The 21,119-nt window shown below is 66.9% G+C and carries 21 protein-coding genes and 1 pseudogene; 16 read left to right on the forward strand and 6 right to left on the reverse strand.

All coding sequences use genetic code 11. From position 1 onward, the window contains the following. The first annotated feature begins 73 nt into the window (after positions 1–73). The 7 genes from P2P98_RS07265 to P2P98_RS07295 all read left to right on the forward strand — a co-directional run bounded on the left by P2P98_RS07265 (position 74) and on the right by P2P98_RS07295 (position 8,071). A complete protein-coding gene (locus tag P2P98_RS07265; protein WP_275798562.1) occupies positions 74–232 on the forward strand; it encodes a hypothetical protein in 159 nt (52 codons plus the stop codon). Between the two features lie 354 nt (positions 233–586). After that, positions 587–1,189 carry an RNA polymerase sigma factor gene (locus P2P98_RS07270; protein ID WP_275798564.1) on the forward strand — a complete coding sequence of 201 codons (603 nt, stop codon included), beginning with the start codon at positions 587–589 and terminating at the stop codon, positions 1,187–1,189. Further along, positions 1,164–2,309, forward strand: coding sequence for a hypothetical protein (locus tag P2P98_RS07275; protein WP_275798565.1), 1,146 nt, complete (start codon positions 1,164–1,166; stop codon positions 2,307–2,309). The genes P2P98_RS07270 and P2P98_RS07275 overlap by 26 nt, the downstream gene beginning before the upstream one ends. Before the next feature lie 116 nt (positions 2,310–2,425). Continuing rightward, positions 2,426–3,349, forward strand: coding sequence for a hypothetical protein (locus P2P98_RS07280; RefSeq protein ID WP_275798567.1), 924 nt, complete (start codon positions 2,426–2,428; stop codon positions 3,347–3,349). A 117-nt stretch (positions 3,350–3,466) separates the two neighbouring features. After that, positions 3,467–4,666 carry a peptidoglycan-binding domain-containing protein gene (locus P2P98_RS07285; RefSeq protein WP_275798569.1) on the forward strand — a complete coding sequence of 400 codons (1,200 nt, stop codon included), beginning with the start codon at positions 3,467–3,469 and terminating at the stop codon, positions 4,664–4,666. Continuing rightward, positions 4,647–6,668 carry an ABC transporter ATP-binding protein/permease gene (locus P2P98_RS07290; protein ID WP_275798571.1) on the forward strand — a complete coding sequence of 674 codons (2,022 nt, stop codon included), beginning with the start codon at positions 4,647–4,649 and terminating at the stop codon, positions 6,666–6,668. Before P2P98_RS07285 ends, P2P98_RS07290 begins: the two co-directional genes overlap by 20 nt. 101 nt (positions 6,669–6,769) lie before the next feature. After that, a complete protein-coding gene (locus P2P98_RS07295) occupies positions 6,770–8,071 on the forward strand; it encodes a DUF2079 domain-containing protein (RefSeq protein WP_275798595.1) in 1,302 nt (433 codons plus the stop codon). A 51-nt stretch (positions 8,072–8,122) separates the two neighbouring features. Here the strand turns inward: P2P98_RS07295 and P2P98_RS07300 are convergent. Both P2P98_RS07300 and P2P98_RS07305 read right to left on the reverse strand, forming a co-directional pair. Continuing rightward, a pseudogene (locus P2P98_RS07300) lies at positions 8,123–9,262 on the reverse strand (MMPL family transporter); the annotation flags it as partial. Between the two features lie 253 nt (positions 9,263–9,515). Then, entirely contained in the window at positions 9,516–10,163 is a 648-nt protein-coding gene (locus tag P2P98_RS07305; protein ID WP_345799710.1) for a TetR/AcrR family transcriptional regulator, read from the reverse strand. A 393-nt stretch (positions 10,164–10,556) separates the two neighbouring features. Between P2P98_RS07305 and P2P98_RS07310 the strand changes: the two genes are divergently transcribed. The 5 genes from P2P98_RS07310 to P2P98_RS07330 all read left to right on the forward strand — a co-directional run bounded on the left by P2P98_RS07310 (position 10,557) and on the right by P2P98_RS07330 (position 13,977). Further along, positions 10,557–11,231 carry a TetR/AcrR family transcriptional regulator gene (locus P2P98_RS07310; RefSeq protein ID WP_275798573.1) on the forward strand — a complete coding sequence of 225 codons (675 nt, stop codon included), beginning with the start codon at positions 10,557–10,559 and terminating at the stop codon, positions 11,229–11,231. A gap of 78 nt (positions 11,232–11,309) precedes the next feature. Then, a complete protein-coding gene (locus tag P2P98_RS07315) occupies positions 11,310–12,050 on the forward strand; it encodes an SDR family oxidoreductase (protein ID WP_275798575.1) in 741 nt (246 codons plus the stop codon). A 95-nt stretch (positions 12,051–12,145) separates the two neighbouring features. Beyond that, complete coding sequence (locus P2P98_RS07320; protein WP_275798577.1) at positions 12,146–13,048, forward strand: SDR family oxidoreductase; 903 nt, start codon at positions 12,146–12,148, stop codon at positions 13,046–13,048. Then, positions 13,045–13,392, forward strand: a complete 348-nt coding sequence (locus P2P98_RS07325) for a nuclear transport factor 2 family protein (RefSeq protein ID WP_275798579.1) — start codon at positions 13,045–13,047, stop codon at positions 13,390–13,392. The genes P2P98_RS07320 and P2P98_RS07325 overlap by 4 nt, the downstream gene beginning before the upstream one ends. Before the next feature lie 405 nt (positions 13,393–13,797). Next, the gene (locus tag P2P98_RS07330) at positions 13,798–13,977 is read left to right on the forward strand and encodes a chemotaxis protein CheY (RefSeq protein WP_275798581.1); all 180 of its coding nucleotides are present in this window, start codon (positions 13,798–13,800) and stop codon (positions 13,975–13,977) included. Between the two features lie 21 nt (positions 13,978–13,998). On the opposite strand, the gene P2P98_RS07335 is transcribed toward P2P98_RS07330, so the two are convergent. Further along, on the reverse strand, positions 13,999–15,060 hold the full coding sequence (locus P2P98_RS07335; RefSeq protein WP_275798599.1) for a signal peptidase I: 1,062 nt from the start codon (positions 15,058–15,060) through the stop codon (positions 13,999–14,001). Next, positions 15,053–15,667, reverse strand: a complete 615-nt coding sequence (locus P2P98_RS07340) for a hypothetical protein (protein ID WP_275798583.1) — start codon at positions 15,665–15,667, stop codon at positions 15,053–15,055. Before P2P98_RS07340 ends, P2P98_RS07335 begins: the two co-directional genes overlap by 8 nt. A 190-nt stretch (positions 15,668–15,857) precedes the next feature. Between P2P98_RS07340 and P2P98_RS07345 the strand changes: the two genes are divergently transcribed. The 3 genes from P2P98_RS07345 (at position 15,858) to P2P98_RS07355 (ending at position 18,276) form a co-directional block, all read left to right on the forward strand. Continuing rightward, a complete protein-coding gene (locus P2P98_RS07345) occupies positions 15,858–16,265 on the forward strand; it encodes a MarR family transcriptional regulator (protein ID WP_275798584.1) in 408 nt (135 codons plus the stop codon). Positions 16,266–16,484: 219 nt separating this feature from the next. Beyond that, positions 16,485–17,252, forward strand: a complete 768-nt coding sequence (locus tag P2P98_RS07350; protein WP_275798586.1) for an acyltransferase family protein — start codon at positions 16,485–16,487, stop codon at positions 17,250–17,252. Positions 17,253–17,376: 124 nt separating this feature from the next. Further along, complete coding sequence (locus P2P98_RS07355; RefSeq protein ID WP_275798587.1) at positions 17,377–18,276, forward strand: NAD(P)-dependent oxidoreductase; 900 nt, start codon at positions 17,377–17,379, stop codon at positions 18,274–18,276. Positions 18,277–18,322: 46 nt separating this feature from the next. Here P2P98_RS07355 and P2P98_RS07360 read toward each other — a convergent pair whose 3' ends face one another. Together P2P98_RS07360 and P2P98_RS07365 are read right to left on the reverse strand one after the other, a co-directional pair. After that, positions 18,323–18,673, reverse strand: a complete 351-nt coding sequence (locus P2P98_RS07360; RefSeq protein ID WP_275798589.1) for a hypothetical protein — start codon at positions 18,671–18,673, stop codon at positions 18,323–18,325. Then, entirely contained in the window at positions 18,670–20,391 is a 1,722-nt protein-coding gene (locus tag P2P98_RS07365) for a 2-isopropylmalate synthase (RefSeq protein WP_275798591.1), read from the reverse strand. The genes P2P98_RS07360 and P2P98_RS07365 overlap by 4 nt, the downstream gene beginning before the upstream one ends. Before the next feature lie 165 nt (positions 20,392–20,556). Here P2P98_RS07365 and P2P98_RS07370 point away from each other — a divergent pair. Next, a partial coding sequence (locus tag P2P98_RS07370; RefSeq protein WP_275798593.1) for a GntR family transcriptional regulator occupies positions 20,557–21,119 on the forward strand: 563 nt, incomplete at its 3' end.

Consider the following 21,119-nt stretch of genomic DNA (forward strand, 5'->3'; position numbering starts at 1 on the left):
CGGATACCGGCTCCCAGGACTTCTCCGCTAGCTGGTGAAGTGAGCTGCCGGTGACGCCGATGCGGCTCGCGTGATGGACGGTCTGGACGGTGAGAAGGTCGCCGAGCGGGCTGTGGAGATTGTGATCGGTGACTTCGTCGTGATCGATGAAGACCTGTCTGAAGATAGCCTGGTTGAGTCTTCGTCGGACTTCGTCGCTGGCGTGGCGGTAGCAGTCGGCGACCTCCGTTGACAGTCGTGCTGCAAATCTGCTCGCTCAAGCTTGGGGCGATGCTGCCAGGAATTGGTGAGCAGTGGGCCGGAGGCAAACGTGCGGACGCCGGGGACGAGCGCGTAAGTCGAACGACTTCGACAGGGGAGTTGGGCGTCGCGATGCCTTCGCGCACACGTCCGGCGGAGGGCGTTCGACGCGACGTTTCGCTCATTCTCGTCAGGCCTCACCCTCATGCGATTGCGCTGTGCACGGACTCAGCGCTTCCGAGTCAGGGCCGGTAAGCGACTACTCAGTGTCGGTCCGTCTGCTCCGGCGACGGCCGCCGTTGGAAAAAACTTTGAAGGGGCCGCGCGTGGAACAGGAATATCTAATGTGAGCAGCGACAGCGAGATCCTCAGACGCGCCGAGCGATCTCCCCACGCGTTCGCTGAGGTCTTCGATCGGCATGCGGGCGCGGTGGAGTTGTTCCTGCGGCGACGGCTCGGAGCTGATGCTGCCGAGGATGCGCTGAGCGACACCTTCCTGATCGCCTTTCGGCGGCGGGCGACGTTTGATCATGCGTGGGAGTCGGCGCGCCCGTGGCTGTTGGGGATCGCCGCCCGGGTCGCGGCGAAGCACCGGGTCGCGGAAGCACGTCACTGGCGCGCGGTAGAAGCGGCTGCGGGGCGGGGAGAGATGACCACGGGCGGCGGGATCGAGGAGGCCACCGGACGGTTGGACGCGGCGGCCGCTATCCGTGCTCTCGCGCCCCGGATCGCTGCCTTGTCGCGAAAGGAGCGCGACACGCTGCTCCTGCACGCATGGTCGGGTCTGACGCCCGAGCAGATCGCGCAGGCGCTGAACGTACCCGTGGGCACGGTGTGGTCCCGACTTCATCGCATCCGACACAAACTCGCGGCCTCAGGTGCGTCCGCTGCCCAGCTGAGATGGAAGGGAAGGGACACCGACGATGGAAATGTTCGAGCTGGTGCGTGACATTGAGAACACGCCGGATTCCACAGCGCCGGCGCGCATTGCCCGGTCGCGTACTCGTGTGGTGGCAGGGCTGGATGGGCGTGGGAGACACCGCGTCCACTCCCGCTGGGGGTGGAGTGGTGTCGCCGGATTGGGTGGCCTGGCTGTTGCGGCCGCCGCAGCGGCCATCGTCATCGTCGGCACGGCGGCTCCTATCGTCGTGCAGCCGCCGTCCGCCGCTGCCGAAGTTCTCAACGCTGCCGCCGACGTGGTGATTACCGGTGCTGACCCCACGATCGGACCGGGTCAGTATCTGAGGATCCGCGAAACGTACGAACGAGTGTCCCTGTGGGACGCCGATGCGGCGACGTCAGACCCCGTAGCGGGTTTCACCCGGTCGACACTCCTTGACGCCGAGGGCGCCGTCCGTGCGCGCGGGATCCGGGACCTGTATGTGCCTGCCAACCGTGCCCAGGACTGGATCCTGGATGACCGGGCCAAGAACGAGGTGATCAATGTGTGGGGGGACCCGCGCAGCAGGGATGCCTACGACCAGATGGCGACGGACGCTCCCGGCCGCGACGAGGATCCTGACGGCATCACGATCCTTCCGAGGGGGCTTTACGACAGCACGCCCAAGGTGACGCCTTCCCCTAACGAGTCGGGCGACAACACGACTCTGCCCACATCGATGGACGATGAGTTCTACGACCGGTTCCGTCTGTATTACGACGACATGCCCAGAGACCCGGCGCAGCTGCTCGCCTGGTATCGAGATCACCTCACCACCTCTTCGGACGACTGGTACGTGTTCCAGGCCATCGGTCAGGGGCTGGGCACCAACCTCATGCCCAGTGACCTCCGTGCAGCATCTCTCCGCGCTCTCGGCCTGCTCAGCAATGTCGAGGTCGCCGCCACGACCGGAACCATCGCCACTCTCGCACTGCCGACACCGCTCGATAGTGGTGGCGAGTTCGGAGACCTTCTGGTTTCGGAGCTCGACATCGACACGAGCAGCGGCCAGGTCGTTGGAATCCGGGAAACCTACCCTCACCGGTCGACAGCTCTCCTCCCCTCCGGCGTGCCATGGACCTCTTCGCAGATCACGATCACTGTCGTCGACGGTGCCCCTACCCCCTGATGCCCAGATCGATCCGACAGTTGCCATTCGCGAGTAGCCGACGCTGCGTCACCCAAGAGAAAGTAGGAACACAGATGTCCTTTCGACAGAGGCAGAAGCAAGCCCGACCCCGCACGATGATGATTCTGCTGTCGGTGCTCGTCAGCGCGGCGGTGCTCGCCGGGTGCTCGTCAGAGCCGACCGCTTCCGGTCTCACCGACCCGAACGCGGCCTGGCAAGGTGGGGCGACGGAGGCCTCTGCTGCACCGAACTCGTCACAGTCGGGCGTAAAGAACATCGCCGGGTGGGCGCTGCCTCTGGATGAGTTCGTGCCAGAGTTCAGCAACCTCGACAACTACGCGGAGCAACTCCTTCTCGCATCCTGCCTCAGCCAGAAGAACATCGCGTGGCCCGTGCCGTGGCAGGACATCGATGAGCCAACGTCTCCGGTGTTCAATCCGACGGGCCGTCGATTGTTCAATCTCGAGATCGCCAAGAAGTACGGTTTCCGGACGAACCTCGCCCCGTCGAAGAGCGCTCAACTGTGGGAGACGTTCCTCACCTATCAGCCAACGGAGCCGGGGTTCCAGGACGCTTTCGATACGTGCCTTGATGGCATCCGCGCGGAGCATCCCCTCGTCAGCAGTGAGGACACGATGTTCGTCAACGCGCTCATCGCCCAGATTCAGGAACAGGCCTTCCAAGATTCCGCGGTGCAGGAGGCTGCCGGCCGATGGCGGTCGTGTATGGAACCGCAGGGATTGGGGCAGCTTCCAGAGAACCCGAACGAGTTCCCAAGTCTGGAGCTGCAGGGCGAACTCGGCGCGGTGCCCCCGGTGAAGACAGTCGAACCGTCCGCACGTGAACTCGATGTCGCCGTCGCACACGCTACCTGCCTGGATTCGAGCGGGTTCTCCGCCGCGATGTACGAAAAAGAATGGGAGTTGCAGGAGACGGCGATCGAGCGTGAGCGAACGAAGCTCGATGCCATCCGGGACGCAGTCCAAGCCCGTCAGGCCGCAGTGAAAGAGATCATCGCCGCGAACGCACCGAAGGCCTGATACGTGGCGATGAAAGCATCGACCACGAACGTTATCCCTAGAGCGGAAAGCGCAACACGTTCCAAAGGCCCAGGTGTACTTCGGTGGAGACGGACGCTGCTCATCGGAGGTGCGGTCATGGCTGTGGTGGCCTTGGTAGTCGCAACCTGGGTGCTCGCTACCGTCTTCGAGTCTCCCGAGCAACGGGAAGCAAACGCCGCCGCTCCAGCGCCGCAACCAGTATTCGCTGCGGTCACGACAGGCGTCCTTGCCGACACTCGTTCGTACTCCGGGACGATCGCGTATAGCGATGAGGTCGGGTTTACGCTCCCGGCCGGGGCTGAGGCGATGCGCAGTATCGTCACGGGCAGAGCGGTCACCGCCGGCGGCACGGTCGGCTCGGGTGATGTGCTGACAGAAGTGAACACGCGACCGGTCTTCCTCGTCGCTTCGCCGTTCGACTTCTTTCGTGACATCGGCTTCGGTGACGACGGGGCAGACGTCCGCGTGCTCCAGGAGGCTCTCGTCGGTCGCGGCTACCTCGGCAGCGCGGACGGCAAGTACGGTGGCGACACGGCGCGTGCGGTGGCGCACTGGTACCGCGATGCCGGGTACGAGGCTCCGACCAAGCAGCGATCGGAAACCGGCACTGACACCACGAGCGCCGATGCATCCGGGACAAGGGGCTCGTCCGATCCTGTAGCACCATCTCAGTCCTCGGGTTCGGAGACTGCTGGGGGGACATCGAATCCGGCACCGAAACCCGTGCTCGATGCTTTCGTGCCTCTCAGTGAGCTGCTGGCCGTGCCGTCCCTTCCCGCAACGGTCGTCACAGCGCTCGCGGTCGGCACGCACGTCGCGGGGAAGACCACCGACATCACTCTCGGTGCGACCGAGCTCATCGTCCGTGCCGAGGCGCCTACAGCCGATACGACGGGACTCGCTCCCGGCGATCCGGTGACCGTCGTCGCCGGCACCGACAAGGTAGACGGCGTCCTCGCGCGGGTCGAGAATCGTCCGGCCGCCGACGACGGGACGCCGCAACCGAGCGTGCTCGAGGTGTCATTCGAGAAAGACGCATCCGTCTTGGCCTCTCACCGTGGGGAGTCAGTCACGGTCACGGTGCAGGACGCGGTCGTTGCGGGGGAGTCCCTCATCGTGCCCACCGCAGCGGTCGTGGGGCGCGGCGAGAAGCAAGGTGTTGTCGTAAAGCGGCAGGATGACGGGTCTCTCGTTGAGGTGCCCTTGACCGTGGATGGTTCCCTACGGGGGATGACGGCGGTGACTCCGGATGACAAGGCGGCGTTAGTTGAGGGTGATGATGTCCGGGTCGGGTGACGAATCGGTACCGCTTCTGGAGATCCGGCACCTTTCGCGGCGGTACTCGTCCCCGCGGGCGCCGGACGTCGTCGCTCTGGACGATGTGAATCTGCAGATTGAGCAGGGCGAGTTCGTCGCGATCGTGGGACCTTCCGGGGGTGGGAAGTCGACTCTGCTGAACATGCTCGGACTGCTCGACTTCCCCGACGAGGGTGAGTACTTACTCGATGGGGTGCCGGTGCCCCCGCGGGAGGGAACTGAGTCGTCGCGCATCCGCAGCACGGAGTTCGCGTTCATCTTCCAGTCTTTCCATCTGCTTCAGAGCAGACCGGTGCGGGACAGCGTGGAACTCGGGCTGATGTATCGGGGCGTCATAGCGCGCAACGCCCCCGCGACATCCGCACTGGAACGGGTGGGCCTCGCGGACAGAGCGGAAGAGCGAGCATCTCACCTATCCGGTGGGCAGCAGCAGCGAGTGGCTATTGCCCGTGCGATCGCATCGAGTGCTCGGATCATTTTCGCCGACGAGCCGACCGGCAATCTCGACAGCGAGAACGCGCAGACCATAATCTCCGAACTACACGCGCTGAACCGAGCCGGCACGACCGTGATCGTCGTGACCCACTCCGAAGACGTCGCCGCCGCCGCGCACCGGCAGCTGCACATCCAAGATGGACGGCTCGTCTCCGACACTCGGCACAGGCAACTCCCGCACACATCGACCGCGGTGGTCCCCGCACCTACGCAAGCTGTCGCAGACGTGCGTCCCGTCGCCTCAAGTTCGCCCACCTCGTCCTTCACCGTGCTGCTGGACGGTGCACACAAGGACGCGACAGAAGAGGACGAAACCGGACAGAGGCCCGCCCGTCCACGATTGCGGACGCGCGATGTCCTCCGCGATGCGTGGCGGTCGGTGCGGTCACGTCCCGCACAGACAGTCGCGCTCGGCCTGGCCGTGTCGATCGCCGTCGCGCTGACTCTGACGACGCTGGGCATCTCCACCTCCGCGGGCGCGCAGGTCTCCTCGGCCTTCGACGCGCAGCTCAACCGTGAGGTCACCGCGACCTGGGACAACGATCCACACTCGAGCGCCGCTGCCCTCGCCGACGTGCCTGAGCGGACAGAGAAGCTCGCCGGTGTCGATGCGGCCGCTGCCCTCGCGGACTTCGACCCGGTCACCGTCACCGGAGTGTCCGAAGGCCGCGCGATCCAGCCACACACCTACGCCGGAGACATCGAAGCCGCGGCCCGCCTCACGATTCGGCAGCCGGCATGGCGGACCCCAGGTCCCCTCGCGCCGAACGAGGTGTTCATCGGGTCACAGCTCGCCACACTCCTCGAACTCAGCCCGCTCGATAGCGGACCGATCGTCACCATCAACCACCGCGCATTCCAAGTCGCGGGGATCATCGAGCAATCCCCGAGACTGCCGCTCCTGAAAGGCGAGATACTCCTCGCCGACAACGCGCCCGGGCTCGACAGCCCAAAGACGATCAGCGCAGTGCTGCTCACCTCCGCCGGCGCGGCACAGCAGGTCGCCCGACAAACACCCATCGCCATAAACTCCTACGCCCCCGAGACGGTGACCGTCCAAGCGCCCACCGACGCCACCGGACTGCGGGTCACCGTCGAACAGGGCGTACAGGCCACCCTCATTGCTTTCTCGATCCTCGCGATCGTCGTTGCTATCGCCGCGCTCTCCAACGCAATGCTGCTCGCCGTCACAGCCCGCCGCGGCGAGATAGGCATGCGCAAGGCACTGGGAGCCCGCAGCAGTCACGTCGCTTGGCTGCTTGCAGGAGAGTCCGCCTATATCGGCGCGGCGGGCGGAATACTCGGGCTCGCCATCGGCATCCTCGCAATCCTCGTCATCACACTCATCCAGAAGTGGACACCCGTGTTCGATCTCCGCCTTGGCCCCCTCGCTGTCGTTGCCGGCACGCTGATCGGCATCCTCGGCGGAGTTATGGCCGCCGCCCGCGCCGCCAAGATCCGCCCCTCCGACACCCTGCGCCAATGAGCTTGGATACGCTCACCTCCGCGCCACCGGCGAGCCCGCGCCCGAAAGTCGAGTGGATTGCCCCGATCAGCGTCGCCGCGGTCGTGACGGCGGCGTACGTGATGTTCGCGGCGTGGCAGTGGAACCGAATCGTGGTGAAGTCGTGGGACCTCGGTATCTTCACGCAGTTGCTGCAGAGCTACGCGCGGTTCCAGCCGCCGATCGTGAACATCAAAGGCGACGGATTCAATCTCCTTGGTGACCACTTCCATCCGCTGCTGGTCCTGCTTACACCGGTGTTCGCGATCTTTCCGCACGCGTTCACGCTGCTGGTGATCCAGGCTGTCTGCTTCGGAGTCTCCGCGGGAATGCTGACAGCAGTATCGTCCCGCCGACTGGGCACACGTGTCGGCGGAATGCTGCTGGGAGTGGCGTTCGGGTTGAGCTGGGGGCTGCAGTACGCCGCTGAGGCACAGTTTCATGAGATCGCGCTTGCTGTCCCTCTTCTTACCTGCGCGCTGAGCGCCATCTTGGAGCGGCGATGGCAGGCTGCGGCGATGTGGGCGGTGCCGCTGGTCTTTGTGAAGGAGGACCTCGGTCTCACCGTGATGGTGATCGGCCTGCTCGTCGCTCGTCTCTCCCGCAACCGGCGGTACCTGTGGCTGGCCGTGTGGGGGGTGGGATGGTCTGCCATAGCGATGCTTTTCGTCCTGCCGGCGCTCAACCCCAACGGTGCCTGGGCCTACGCCGCGAACGCCAACCCCACCGGGCTCCTGGCCGACGCCGAGAGCTGGTTCGACCCAGCGAAGGGCCACACTCTCACACTCGTGCTCGTCACCACCGCCGGATTCCTCCTACGATCACCGCTCGCCCTCATCCTTCTTCCGACGCTCGCCTGGCGGCTCTTGTCGACCAACCCTGGTTACTGGGGGCCAACCTGGCACTACAGCGCCGTGCTCATGCCCATCGCGTTCGCCGTCGTCATCGACGGCATCCAGCGTGCATCCTCCAGCGAATGGGCTTGGCTGCGCTCCTACGCTCGGCACGGCGCGGCCGTCGCGATCACCGTCTCGATGATGCTGCTCCCGCAGCAACCCCTGGCCGATATGATCACCGCCGACGCGTGGAAACCGGTGGATCGCGCTGATGCCGCGGTCAAAATCCTCAAGAGCATCCCCGACGGGGCAAGCGTCGAGAGCGACATCGGACTCATGAACTACGTCGTCGACGACCACGACGTCTACTGGATCGGCAACCCCAATCCCGCGGCCGACTGCATTCTGATCGATCGCGCTGCCGGCGGCACCCCAAACGAATGGGGCGATGTTCTCAGTGTCGGCCGTCGTCTCCATCCCACGGCTCACTACGCGATCATCGAGCACGTCGAGGACTACCAACTCGCTTGCAAAAGCGCTCTGCACTGATCCGACTTGCGAATAATGCTCCGATTGCGTTATGCAATGTCGGCTTCGGGCACGGTTCTTGCGCGTCAATACCCGGGTGCCAAGCAGGGCGAGGAGGGCCGGGGCAGCGGTGATGGCGAGGAGGATCGCGATGGCGACGCAGATCGCCCCGACGGTCCCCATCATCCCGAGGAACCCGATCCCGGTGACGTTCAGGGCGAGGAGCGCGATCAGGACGGTGGAACCGGCGAAGACCACGGCGTTGCCCGAGGTGCCGTTGGCGAGCCCGATCGACTCGTGAAGCTCTGTCCCCTCGAGGAGCTGGCGGCGGTGACGGTTCAGGATGAACAGGGCGTAGTCGATGCCCACGGCCAAGCCCAGCATGACTCCGAGCACGGGGGTGAGGGAGATCATCTCGACCACGCCGGACATCGCCAACGATGCGGTCACGCCGATCCCGACGCCGACGATCGCGGTCACCAGCGGCAGCGCCGCGGCGATCACGGTGCCGAGCATGATCAGCAAGGTGAGCGCAGCGACCGCCAGGCCGACGATCTCACCGGCCCCGAAGATCTCCGTGCAGCTGGAGTCCAGCTCGGTCGCGAACTCCACCGAGACGCCATCCGGGAGGCCGCCGCTGATGTGGTCGGTGACCGCGGCCTTCGTTTCCGGGGTCACATCGTCTTGCGCGGCATCGAAGACCACCGTTGCCAGCGCGGTCGTGTCGTCCTCAGGCACCGTGCCGGACCTCGCCGACATCTCCAGCAGGCGGGACGAGAGATCCAGGGTCTTTGCTTGTTCGTCCAGGTCGGAGAGCTGCTCGGAGAGATCCGTCTGCTGCGTGTCGAGCTCGGTGCGTTGCGCATCGATCTGCTGCTGTTGGGTATCGAACTGCGCCTGTACTGCATCGGGAAGGTCGCCGGCCTGCTGTGCGCGCTGGAGTTCCGTGTCCAGCGGGGTCTGTGCGGCGTCGAGTTGCTCGGCTGCGGCGTCGAGCTGCTCCTGTGCCGACGACAGCTGATCGCGACCGTCGCTGATCTGTTCCTCCCCGTCCGTGATCTGTTGCTCTTGATCGGAGATCTCACGGGCGGTCTGGAACGGGTCGGTCGTGGTGTCGACGCCCGCAAGGCCGCCGGCACTCTCCAAGAGCTCGCTGATCGTTCGCTTCTGCTCGCTGGAGAACTCGCTGCCGTCCTCGGTATGGAACACCATGCTGCCGGTGCCACCGCTCGCGCTCGGGAAGGATTCCGTGAGCTTGTCCGTCACCCGAGCGGTCTCGGTTCCCGGGATCGGGACGCTGGAAGACAAAGTCCCGCCTGCGATCAGGAATGCACCGACTGCCAGCGCGAGGATGGCCAGCCAAGACAACAGGACGGTCCAGGCGTGGCGGGCCGAGAAACGACCAAGACGGTACAGCAGTTCAGCCAAAATTCACTCGTAACTTTATGGTGGATGCGGGCGGGGATCAGTTCTGGGGGAGGTAGCCCCTGCGCGCGGTGTCGATTACGCGCTCTAAGAGCTCCGCCCAGAGCGCGCGGGCTTCGGCACTCGTCGCCGCGTTAGTGGCGGCGATCCAGTGATAGGCGACCGCAGAGGTTCCGCTCATCAGCGATGCCACGATCAACTCAGCGTCCAGCTGGTCGATAGTGCCGTCACGTTCTGCGAGCTCGCGGGAGAGCTCGGTGGTCGTTCGGGAGAACGCGCCTTGGAAGATCTGCTGCGGCCGAGGATCGATCGCGTCGAATCCGCCGAGCGCCTTCCAGAGGTAAGAGATGATGCCGGGAGCATCGGCTGCCCGCAGAGCCGTCGCGACATTGTCGAAGGCGTGAGCGGGCCCTCCAGCTCCTGCAGGCTGAGCCAGCATGACCTCGCGGAATCGGTCGATGATCGATGACCAGGCCTCAGCACAGGAGGTCGTCACGATGTCGTCGATCGAGGCGAAGTGATTGAACACCGTCCGACGCGACACCCCCGCACGTTGCGCAAGTGCATCCACATCGAACCCGGCGATCCCCGCTTCGCTGATCATCCATCTGGCGGTATCCAGGATCGCGCGTCGTCGTTTGGCTTTCACCACGGATCGGCCGTCGAGGGAATCTGAAGGAGAAGTCACTTGCTTGCACTAAGTGCAATATGCACAAAGTGCAAATTGATCTACTGAGAGCAGGGGAGCGGACGTCCGGATCGTGCGTGACACCGGATCTGCTCGCGCTGAACGATGCGAGCTGCAGGCCCGTGGCCGAGAACATGGAAAGAATGCCTAGCATCCGCGCCGTCATCACCGACGAATCTCCCGACCAAGCTGACCGCAACGGATCATCTGTCGCGCGTCGGAGATCAGCTCCCAAACGTCGTCGGCACTGGCCGGCCTTGGAGGGGCAGTCGGGTGTCGCTATGTAGGGCCGGGCGCCGTAAGAGTACGCATCCTCTCGCACCGAGAGTGGAGCAGATCACCGATACGATAAATTCATTGCGCTGATACCACCGTCGTGTTATCGTCGATTACATGAGTTCGAGATCGGTGATCCTCGATCGTGCGGTGGAGTTGCTCTCTGTCTCCGAGACCGGCGATGTGTCGACGCGTGCGGTGTGTGAGGCCGCGGGCGTCGGACAGCCGGTGTTGTACCGGATGTTCGGTGACAAGGACGGTCTCCTGGCGGCCGTGGCCGACCGGGTGTGGGAGCAGTACCTCGGTCCGAAGCGCGCGGCGGCCGTGTCGGATGACCCGGTGCGGGATCTGCGTGACGGGTGGGACAACCACGTCGCCTTCGCCCTGGCCAACCCCCATGCCTACCGTCTGGTGTTCGCCAGCTCGCTGTCGTCACGGCCGGCCGCGGCCGGCGAGGCCATGACCCTCCTGCGCGGGGTGCTGGAGCGCGTCGCGGCGCAGGGGAGGCTCCGGTTGGAGGTGGGGGAGGCGGCGCGGATTGTGATGGCCGCCAACAGCGGGATCGCGCTGTCGCTGATCCTGCGTCCGGAGCAGTATCCCGACCTGTCCGCCTCGACTCAGATGCGCGAGGCGACCCTGCGCGCGATCCTCACAGAGGATGTCCCGGACGCCGGTCAGGCACAGCGGGTCGCCGCCACCACACTGCTGGCGGGACTCACCGACGCCGCGGCGTTCACCTCTGCGGAGGCGGCGCTGCTGGCCGAGTGGCTCGAACGCATCCGCACCTCCTGACCCGCCCCCTTCCTCTCCCCGTCCACGCATCCGCGTGAGCGGTGTCCGTCGACCCTGAAAACAAGGAGATACCCACACATGAAGACGAAGAGCACCCCTCGCATCGCCCTCGTCACCGGTGGTTCCGGTGGGATCGGCAAGGCCGTCGCCCAGCGCCTCGCGGCCGACGGATACGCCGTCGCCGTGCACTACGCGGGCAACAAGACCAAGGCCGACGCCCTCGTCACCGAGATCACGGACGCGGGGGGACGGGCGATCGCCGTCGGTGCGGATGTCGCCGACGAGCACGCCGTCTCCGCCCTGTTCGACGAGGTCGCGCAGGTCTTCGGCGGGATCGACGTGGTCGTGAACACCGCCGGGATCATGATCCTGGCACCGATCGCGGAGTACGACCTCGACGCGTTCGACCGGCTGATGCGCACGAACGTGCGCGGCACGTTCGTCGTCTCGCAGCAGGCAGCCCGCCGGGTGCGCGAGGGTGGGGCGATCATCAACTTCTCCACGACCGTCACCCGTGCCCAGTTCCCCACGTACGGCCCCTATGTGGCCAGCAAGGCCGCCGTCGAAGGACTCACCCTGATCCTGGCGCGCGAGCTGCGCGGGAAGGACATCACCGTCAACGCTGTCGCTCCCGGCCCGACAGCGACGCCGCTGTTCCTCGACGGCAAGACCGAGGAGCAGATCGCGGGGCTGTCCAAGGCCGCCCCTCTGGAGCGCCTCGGTCAGCCCGATGACATCGCCGAGACCGTCGCGTTCCTCGCCGGCCCCGCCCGGTGGGTGAACGGGCAGACCATCTTCACCAACGGCGGACTCGCCTGACCCCCATCCCACCGCCGGCCGGCCTTCGCCGAACGCTCCCTCCCCGGCGGGAGCGGCCCGCGCATGTGGGCGGCTCCTGCCAGAAAGCAGTCATCATGACCTCTTCACGCATCATCGTCATCACCGGCGCCTCCTCGGGCTTCGGCCACCTCACCGCCAGGGCCCTCGCGCGCGCCGGGCACACCGTCTACGCCGGCATGCGCGAGACCGCCGGTCGCAACGCGCCCCGCGTGGCCGAGCTCGCCGCGCTCTCCGCCACGGAGGGGATCGACATCCGCGGCATCGAGATGGACGTGCAGGACCAGGACTCCGTCGACACCGCGATCGCCCGGATCGTCGCCGAGCAGGACCGCCTCGACGTAGTCATCCACAACGCCGGGCACATGGTCCTCGGCCCGCTCGAGGCGTTCACCCCCGAGCAGCTCGCCCGGCAGTACGACATCAACGTGCTCTCCACCCAGCGCGTCAACCGCGCCGCCCTCCCCGTCCTGCGCGCACAGGGATCCGGGCACCTCGTGTGGGTCGCCTCCAGCTCCGCCCGCGGCGGGCACCCGCCCTTCCTCGCCCCGTACTTCGCTGCGAAGGCCGGTATGGACACCCTCGCCGAGAGCTACGCGGCGGAGCTGATCAAGTTCGGCATCGACACCACCATCGTCGTCCCCGGCGCCTACACCAGCGGCACCAACCACTTCGCGAACTCCGGCACCCCCGCCGACACTGCCCGCGCGGCCGAATACGACGCGCTCTACGGACAGCTGCGGGAGAACATGGCGGGCGCCCTCGCATCGATCTTCCCCGAAGGACGCGAGGTCACCGAGGTCGCCGACGAGATCGTCCGCGTCATCGGCCTCCCCGCCGCCGAGCGCCCGTTCCGGGTGCACGTCGACCCCAGCAAGGACGGCAGCGAGGTCGTCTCGGTCGTCTACGACCGCATCCGCGCCGAGTTCTACCACCGCATCGGCATCGACGAGCTCCTCACCCCGCAGGCCACGGCATGACCACGGCCAAGACCACGACCAGTGGCCTCCCCGAGACGATCGCTCAGTTCATCGACGCCACCAACACCGCCGACACCGCCCGGTTCCTCGACGCCTTCACCACCGATGCCACCCTCGACGACTGGGGACGCCAGTTCCACGGCCGAGACGGCATCGCCGCATGGAACGACACCGACAACATCGGCGTCCAGGCACACTTCGAGCTCGTGAAGGTGGCGGAAGCCGACGTCGGGCACGTCTACGTCGTGACGCTCGCGGTGTCCGGCAACGGCTACAACGGCACCGGGCCCATGACCTTCACCCTCGCAGACGGACGCATCCACAGCCTCGTCATCAGCCCCTGACGCATCCGCGGGTGGGAGCGCGTGAGCCTTTCATAAGCCCCAGGTGAAGCCCCGATGGATCTGCGGTCGGCTACCAAGAGCCGGGACCTGGTCGGGACCTGATGCATGCAAACCATGCAATCCATGACGTGAAATGAGGCCTTCTGCGGGACGGGGACGCCCGAAAAATGAAGGATTCAGGTTGAACCGTCTACCTGGGGGTCAAGGGGTCGCAGGTTCAAATCCTGTCATCCCGACAGTCGAGGCCCGAACTTCCGCAGGATTGCGGGGGTTCGGGCCTCTTGTCGTTTCCGTGCCTTTCCGGCCGGACAGGCTCGATGTCCGCGCGTCGATGTGGCGACGGTCTGAGGCCGCGGGGCGCCGGAACATTGCGCCCGAAACGAGGCCGCGGCTATTTTGGGGCGGGTGCCAGAGCGGGTTTCGGAACGAGTGCGGAGGCTCCTCGTCGAGCAACCGAGCATCGACGTGCGCTTCACCGCCGCCATCGCTCCGGAGAGCTTCCACCACGCGGTCCGGCCGGGCGCTTCGGTGCTGTTCCTTCACCCCGTCCACCGGGAGCTCGTGGAGCAGCTGCGCGGCGGATGACTGCCGCGGGAAGGCCGGTGCTCAGGCGCAGCGCGCCACGCCGACCCACAGGATCGTCACGGTCGTCACGCTGCGCGAGTCCGAGCTCGTCGCGCCCCAGGTCGGCGTGAGGTTCGTGCGGACGCGGACGACGGAGGTCCGACCGAACGAGAACGGGGTATTCGCCCGGAGTTGGACGGAGCGGGCTTCGGGCCCGAGGGTGGCGATGGAGCCGCGGCCATCGACGAGGACCTCGAAGCTGGAGGGCGTCTCGGCGTCGTAGCTCCAGCCGACGGTGACGGAGCCGTCGAAGTTGTTCTCGCAGGTCAGATCCGACGGCGCTTGAGCCGTCGCCGCGCGGACCGACCCGAGCGTCTGCGTGCGATCGGAGAAGGATGCCGCGTGGGCCGGTGAAGCCGCGGCGACAGCGGCAACCGTGAACGCCGCGACGAAGGCCACCGTCCGCGACCTGGCGCGGCGCGTATCGGCATCCTGTGACCGTCCGCTGCCGCGCACCTCGGAGCGCGGCGCGGGAGGATCCCCGTCGTTCCGCGCGGTCGGGGGAGCGAGAGCCACCGCGATGACGACGATGAGTCCGAGGACCGTCGTGGCGAGGGCGACGACATCTCCGTCGTGCGCCTGCTGGATCGGGATGCCGATCCAGGGGACGCGGAGGGCGCCGATGCCGAGGACGTCGGCGCGGGCCACCGGAGACGAGTCGGCCTCGGGGTTGGCGTCGCCTTTGGTCGTGAGCTCGGCGCCGTCGATGGCCTGGAGGCGGTGCAGTCGGAGGCGTTCGGAGTGGTCCGGGTCGTCGACGAGGACGACCTGACCAGGGCGCAGTTCGGCGGGGTCGATGGGGCGGCTGACGACGAGGTCGCCCGGCTGGATGGCGGGTTGCATCGAGCCGGTCATGACCGTGGTCGTCTGCCATCCGATCGCGAGAGGCGCGACGGCCCAGAACGTCAGGCCGAAGACGGCGGCGAGCGCGGCTCGCGCGGAGATGACCGCGCAGAAGCGGAGCCAGGCCCACGACGGACGGGCGGGCTCCGTCGTGGAGAACCCGCCCGCGCCGTCGGTGGAGCGACTCCTCAGCTCACTGATTTTGCGCTTCCCAGGTGAAGTTGACGTTGGCGGTCGCGCCCATGATCGACGACGGGGCGTTCGTCGAGACCGCGTACGTGATCTGGAAAGTGCGCGTCTCGGGGGAGCTGCCGCCCGCGGGCGCCCAGTTTCCCACGCCGCTGCCGTAGTCCGTGGCGCCATTCACGAACGAGCTGAGGGTGTTGTCGTAGACGGACGCGCCGGACGAGATCGGCGAGAATCCATTGCAGCTGCCGTTGCCGCCGCCGGTGCCCTGGGTCACCGTCAGGTTCAGCCAGTCGCCGATGCCCTGGCTCTGGGACGCGTTCGTCGCGTACAGCTTGACGGCGGCCGGCAGGGTGCCGGTGGAGGTGACGGCGACACAGGTGGTGCCCGTCGATCCCGGCTTGAGGTTCGTCGCGTCGAACGCCGCGCTGTTGGGTGAGCTGTTGGTGAGCCCCACCGAACCTGCCGACCAGTTGTTCGATGGGTTCGAGGTCGTCGCCGAGAAGGCGGAGTACGACGCAGTGGAGACCAGCGCGCCGGCGGCGATGAAGGAGAGGGGGATGACGGCGATCGTCGCGATCTTGCCGAGACGACGCGAGGGGATGGTGGCAGTTCTGCGCATGAGAAGGGCTCCTGGAACGGGGAGGACGAATGAGGAGAAAGCACGTGCTCCGGAAAGTGCCTAGCGGAACTATAAGAATGTGAAACTAGTAACTCAAAATGTGAGACATAGTGTGGACTATTCTTTCTGAATGGGGTATGCGCAGAATCCCGGAAGGGAATCGTCACCCTCCGCGAGTTCCGAAGCGATCGTGTCGGCGTGGTACCGCATGCAGGTCGAGAATGCGCACCTTCTTCAGCGTCTTGCGCTGGAGCACGACCTCAATCCGATCGATCTCCGTGCCTTGAAATTCCTCGGTGTCGACGGCCCGCCGCAGACACCGAAAGATCTCGCCCGATTCCTTCAGGCCGGCAGCAGCCTCGCGAGCGCGGTGATCGAAAGGTTGGAGTCCCGGCACCTCATCCGTCGCGCGCCGAATCCTCGCGATCGGCGGAGCACCCTTCTGCAGCTCGATGACGGTGGACGCGAGGTGGTCGATCAGCTGCGCGGGTTGTACGGCCGAGCGCTCTCGGGGTTGTTCGGCCACCCCGATCAGGACGCGATCCTCGCCGCGGTGACGCAGATCGGGGAAGGGCTGCGCGAAGCCGCCTCGTTCTGACGCGTGGTGATCGCGCCCACCGCGATGAGCGGGGGCGGGGTGAAATGCGGCGCGCTCGCTGCGGACCTCGGAGCGAGCCGGTGTCTGGCTCCTCGCGGTCGGTGACCCAGGTGTTTGTTGGTGCCGGTGCGGCGATCATGAGCGGAGTGCGAAACGCGCGCGGCGGCGACGACGACTCGCCCTTCCGATGAGACGATCATCTCCACGATGAAATGAATCGTGACTGAGCGCATCGGCTGGGTGGACCTCCTCCGCGGGGTGGCGGTCGTGCTCCTCTTGCTCTGGCACGCCTCGTCCCTCCCGGCCTATCTCGGATGGGAAATGCCCGTCTGGCTGTTCCTCGTCAACGAGATCTTCTTGCCGTGGCGGATGCCCACGCTCATGTTTCTGTCAGGCATGCTCCTCACGCGAGCACGTCGAAACGATCTCCGCGACTACTACCGAGGCAAGGCTCGCACTCTGTTGTGGCCGTATCTCGTGTGGTCCGCGCTCTACCTGCTGACCTTTCCGTTCCCCGATGGCTCGATCCTCTCCGCGCGGTCGTGGATCGCCACGGGATATCTCTGGTTCATCTTCTTCCTCCTCGCGTACGTCGTCGTCGCACCCCTCGCGACGAGGCTGGCGTGGCCGATCGTGATCCTGCCGGCCGCGGTCATCTCGGCGGCCGCCCCCGCTGTCTTCGCGATGATCTTCCTCACCGCGATCGTGGCAAACCGCGTCGCACCGGGCCTCGCCGCGACGACCGCGGGCCGCTCCGTCGCCTGGATGGGGCGCAACTCGATCGTCTTCTATCTCGCGCACTTTCCGGCGATGGTGGCGGTCGGCCAGATCGCGACGATGTTCCCCGTGCCGCTGGGGCTGTGGCTCGTCGTCGCCAACCTGGTGGTCGGACTCCTCACGTCCTCCGTGCTGGCCCGATACTCGTCCACGTTGCCCGTCGCCTGGCTGTTGCGGATAGCGCGGCGGCGACCTCACACCGCTGAGTGAAGGAGAGGCGGCTCTGCGGCCCGTTCTCAGCCGTACGACCGCACCAACACCCCCTATGTCGATGATATGCGGCGCTTTCCCCGTCGCCGGGGGACGGCGGGTCGGGCGACCTATGCTCGGGAGCGTGAGGATCCCCGCTGCGTCGAAGCGAACGGTCGGTTTCATCGGACTCGGCCTCATGGGGGTGCCCATGGCGACGAATCTCGTGCGGGCCGGATTCGACGTGGTTGTCTGGGCCCGCGCGAGCGGGCCGGTCGACGAGCTGGTGGCGGCCGGTGCACGGCCGGCGGCCGACGTCGCCGGGGTGTTCACCACCGCGGAGACCGTGGTTCTCATGCTGCGCGACGAGGCCGCCGTGGATGCCGTGCTCTCCCGCGGCACCGGCGTCTTCTCCTCCCTGGTGACCGGCCACACCCTCGTACAGATGGGCACGTTCGCCCCCGCGTTCTCGCGAGCTCTCGCCGACGACGTCGAGGCGACCGGCGGACGTTATGTCGAAGCCCCGGTGTCGGGCTCGCGCGGACCCGCGACGGACGGCACGCTCGTCGGGATGCTCGCGGGAACTCCGGATGCCATCACCCACGTCGATGAGGTCGTCGGGGCGATGTGCGGTCAGGTGTTCCGCTGCGGCGACATCCCGGCGGCGCTCACGATGAAGCTCGCTGTCAATACGTTCCTCATCACGATGGTGACCGGTCTCGCCGAGACCTTCCACTTCGCCGAGCGCGGGGGAGCCGACGTCGAGGTGCTGCGCGAGGTTCTCGCGGCCGGGCCCATGGCATCCGTCGTCTCGACCGGAAAAGCCCGGAAGGTGACCGGCGGCGACCTCTCGGCGCAGGCTGCGATCGCGGACGTCCTCAAGAACGCGAGGCTCGCGGAGGACGCGGCGAGAGCGGCGGGATCGGCTCACCCCCTCATCACGGCGAGCCGCGAGCTTTACGAAGAGGCGGTCGCCGAAGGCGCGGGAGCACTCGACATGATCGCGGTCGTGAGGGCGTTCGAAGCGCGGACATCGGCGCAGTGACGATCACCGTGCCGCGGCGGAACGAATCCCGCCGCGGCGCGTTCGCTCAGAAGCCGATCACCGTGGCCCCCTCGCGCGAGTAACGCAGGAAGGCGTCGCGCGCGATCACGAGGCTCAGCCCGCGGGCGCGCAGCGCGTCTTCGAGGCCGTCGGCCCGCGCGAGCGTGATGCACGCGCCCACGGGGATTCCGGCGGCGAGCAGTTCGTCGATCTGCTCGTTGAAGCGGCGGTCGAGGTCGGTGTCGGCGCGCCCGAGGCGGCGCTGCGCGGCGCCGAAAACGAAGACCTCGAGGGGCGGATCGTCGGGGCGCGCGGCATCGGCCATGCGGCGGGGGAGCCTGCTGCCGATCAGGAGCGAGTCGGGGTCGTCGTGGAAGAGGTGGACGACGGTCATCACGATCCGACCACCTCTCGCGCCGCCGCCACCGCGTTCGCGGCGCGGACCACGGCGTCCACCGAGGCGGTGAGCACGGAGCCGTTCCGCCCCGCGGCCCACGCGGGGCCGTCGGGGCCGCGGTACTCGAGAAGCGTGAGGGCCTCGGCATCCGCTCCCGCCCGCAGTGAGCTCTGGTGCAGCGACAGGATCTCGAGCGCGATGCCGCCGCGGTCCAGAGCGCCGACGACCGCATCGACCGGGCCCGTCTCGGAGACACCGCGATACTCGATGCCGTCGACCTCGACCGCCACCTCCGCGCCTGCGTCGACCCGCAGCGACGTCACCCGCACGGCTTCGTCGGGGCCGGACAGGTACGCCTCGGCGAAGATCACCCAGATGTCGTCGGCCGTGGCCTCGTCGCCCGTGCGGTCGGTGTGCCGCTGCACCTGGCGCGACAGGTCGATCTGCAGGCGGCGGGGGAGCTCCAGACCGTAGGTCGTCTCGAGCAGGTACGCGATACCGCCCTTGCCGGACTGGGAGTTGACGCGGATCACGGCGTCGTACGTGCGACCGATGTCCGCCGGGTCGATCGGCAGGTAGGGCACGCGCCACGCGATCTCGCGCTCGTCGCGGCCCTCGGCGAGGGCCCGGTCGCGGTGTTCGGCGAAGCCCTTGCGGATGGCATCCTGATGCGTTCCGCTGAAGGCGGTGTGCACGAGGTCTCCGACATACGGATGCCGGGGCGAGAGCTCGAGTCTGTTGCAGTGCTCCACGACCCGGCGGATTCCGTCGATGTCGGAGAAGTCGACCATCGGATCCACGCCCTGCGCGTGCAGGTTCAGCGCGAGGGTCGCGAGGTCGACGTTGCCGGTGCGCTCCCCGTTGCCGAAGAGGCAACCCTCCACCCGCTGTGCGCCGGCGAGCACGGCCAGTTCGGCGCACGCGACGCCCGTGCCGCGGTCGTTGTGCGGATGCACGGAGAGGATCACGGCATCCCGACGGGCGAGGTGGGTGTGCATGTACTCGATCTGGTCCGCGTACACGTTCGGGGTGGCGACCTCCACCGTGGCCGGCAGATTCAGGATGACGGGACGCTCGGGCGTGGCATCCCACAGCTCCGTCATCGCGTCGCAGATCTCGAGGACGTAGTCGGGCTCGGTCAGGTTGAACACTTCGGGCGAGAACTCGAACCGCACGTTCGGAAGGTGCCCCGCGAGCTCCCAGACGTCGCGGCCCCCGGCGAGGATGAGCTCGCGCAGCTCGTCGCGATCCTTGCCGAGCACGGTATCGCGCCAGGTCGGAGCCGTCGCGGTGTACAGGTGGATGACCACCTCGTTCCGGATGCCGCTGATCGAGGCGACCGTGCGTTCGATGAGGTCGCGGCGCGCCGGGGTGAAGACGACGATCGTGACGTCGTCGGGAGCGATGTCGCTCTCGGCGATGAGCCGGACGAAGTCGAAGTCGGTCTGTGAGGCGGAGGGGTAGCCCACCTCGATCTCGGTGTAGCCCATCCGGACCATGAGGTCGAAGAAGAGGCGCTTGCGCTCGGGGTCCATGGGTTCGGAGAGCGCTTGGTTGCCGTCGCGCAGGTCGACGGGGACCCACAGCGGTGCCTCGGTGATGCGGCGCGTCGGCCATTGCCGTTCGGCGTCGGCCAGGGGGACGTCGACGCGCGAGTAGACGTCGGTGTAGCGGTGAGAGGGCATGCGCGAGGGGCGCTGCCTGTTCCAGGTGGTCATGTTTCTCGGTTCCTCGGGGTGTCGCGGGGGCGACCGGCGCAGTGTCCGGCTCCACGACGGGGAGCCGGTCTGGTCAGGCCCCGTCGTGGCGACGAAGAAGGAGGAATCCGCGGAAGGACATGGGGAGACGGTAGCATAAGTCCTCAGACAAGTTGAGGAGTCAGGATGCCGGACCTGAAACGCGTACCCCTGGCCGACCAGGCTGCCGACGTGCTGCTGGCGCGCATCCGGGCGGGGGAGTGGGCGCTGGGCGCCAAGCTCCCGGGCGAGACGACCCTCGCGCCGCAGCTGGGCGTGGGGCGTTCCACCGTGCGCGAGGCGATCCGACAGCTCGCGGGTCGAGGCGTGCTCGACTCGCGACACGGATCGGGCGTGTACGTCACCGCCGTCGACGTGCCCGAGGACTGGGAGCAGGTGCTCCGCCGCGCCGATATCGTCACGGTCCTCGAGGCGCGGACGGCGATCGAGGTCGAGGCGGCCGCGCTCGCGGCCGTGCGACGCACCCCGTCCGACCTGCGTGCCATCAAACGCGCACTGGCGGAGCGCACGGCGCCAGGGCAGAGCGTCGAGGAACACGTGGACGCCGACATGGTGCTGCACCGCGCGATCGTCGTCGCGGCGCACAACGACGTGCTCACCGAGATGTTCGACGGCTTCGTCCCGCGCGTGCGCCGAGCGATGGTCGACATGCTGCGCCCGCGCCCCGTCGCGGACGAGGGCCGTGACCA

The sequence above is a fragment of the Microbacterium sp. Kw_RZR3 genome, from assembly GCF_029222405.1.
In the GTDB taxonomy this organism is placed as follows: domain Bacteria; phylum Actinomycetota; class Actinomycetes; order Actinomycetales; family Microbacteriaceae; genus Microbacterium.

Coding starts and splice junctions, on each gene's coding strand:
- P2P98_RS07290 (WP_275798571.1), top strand. CDS start 4,647: ATGATGTCCGGGTCGGGTGACGAATCGGTACCGCTTCTGGAGATCCGG.
- P2P98_RS07310 (WP_275798573.1), top strand. CDS start 10,557: ATGAGTTCGAGATCGGTGATCCTCGATCGTGCGGTGGAGTTGCTCTCT.
- P2P98_RS07285 (WP_275798569.1), top strand. CDS start 3,467: ATGGCTGTGGTGGCCTTGGTAGTCGCAACCTGGGTGCTCGCTACCGTC.
- P2P98_RS07315 (WP_275798575.1), top strand. CDS start 11,310: ATGAAGACGAAGAGCACCCCTCGCATCGCCCTCGTCACCGGTGGTTCC.
- P2P98_RS07320 (WP_275798577.1), top strand. CDS start 12,146: ATGACCTCTTCACGCATCATCGTCATCACCGGCGCCTCCTCGGGCTTC.
- P2P98_RS07275 (WP_275798565.1), top strand. CDS start 1,164: ATGGAAATGTTCGAGCTGGTGCGTGACATTGAGAACACGCCGGATTCC.
- P2P98_RS07325 (WP_275798579.1), top strand. CDS start 13,045: ATGACCACGGCCAAGACCACGACCAGTGGCCTCCCCGAGACGATCGCT.
- P2P98_RS07265 (WP_275798562.1), top strand. CDS start 74: ATGGACGGTCTGGACGGTGAGAAGGTCGCCGAGCGGGCTGTGGAGATT.
- P2P98_RS07340 (WP_275798583.1), bottom strand. CDS start 15,667: ATGCGCAGAACTGCCACCATCCCCTCGCGTCGTCTCGGCAAGATCGCG.
- P2P98_RS07295 (WP_275798595.1), top strand. CDS start 6,770: ATGTTCGCGGCGTGGCAGTGGAACCGAATCGTGGTGAAGTCGTGGGAC.
- P2P98_RS07365 (WP_275798591.1), bottom strand. CDS start 20,391: ATGACCACCTGGAACAGGCAGCGCCCCTCGCGCATGCCCTCTCACCGC.
- P2P98_RS07280 (WP_275798567.1), top strand. CDS start 2,426: ATGATGATTCTGCTGTCGGTGCTCGTCAGCGCGGCGGTGCTCGCCGGG.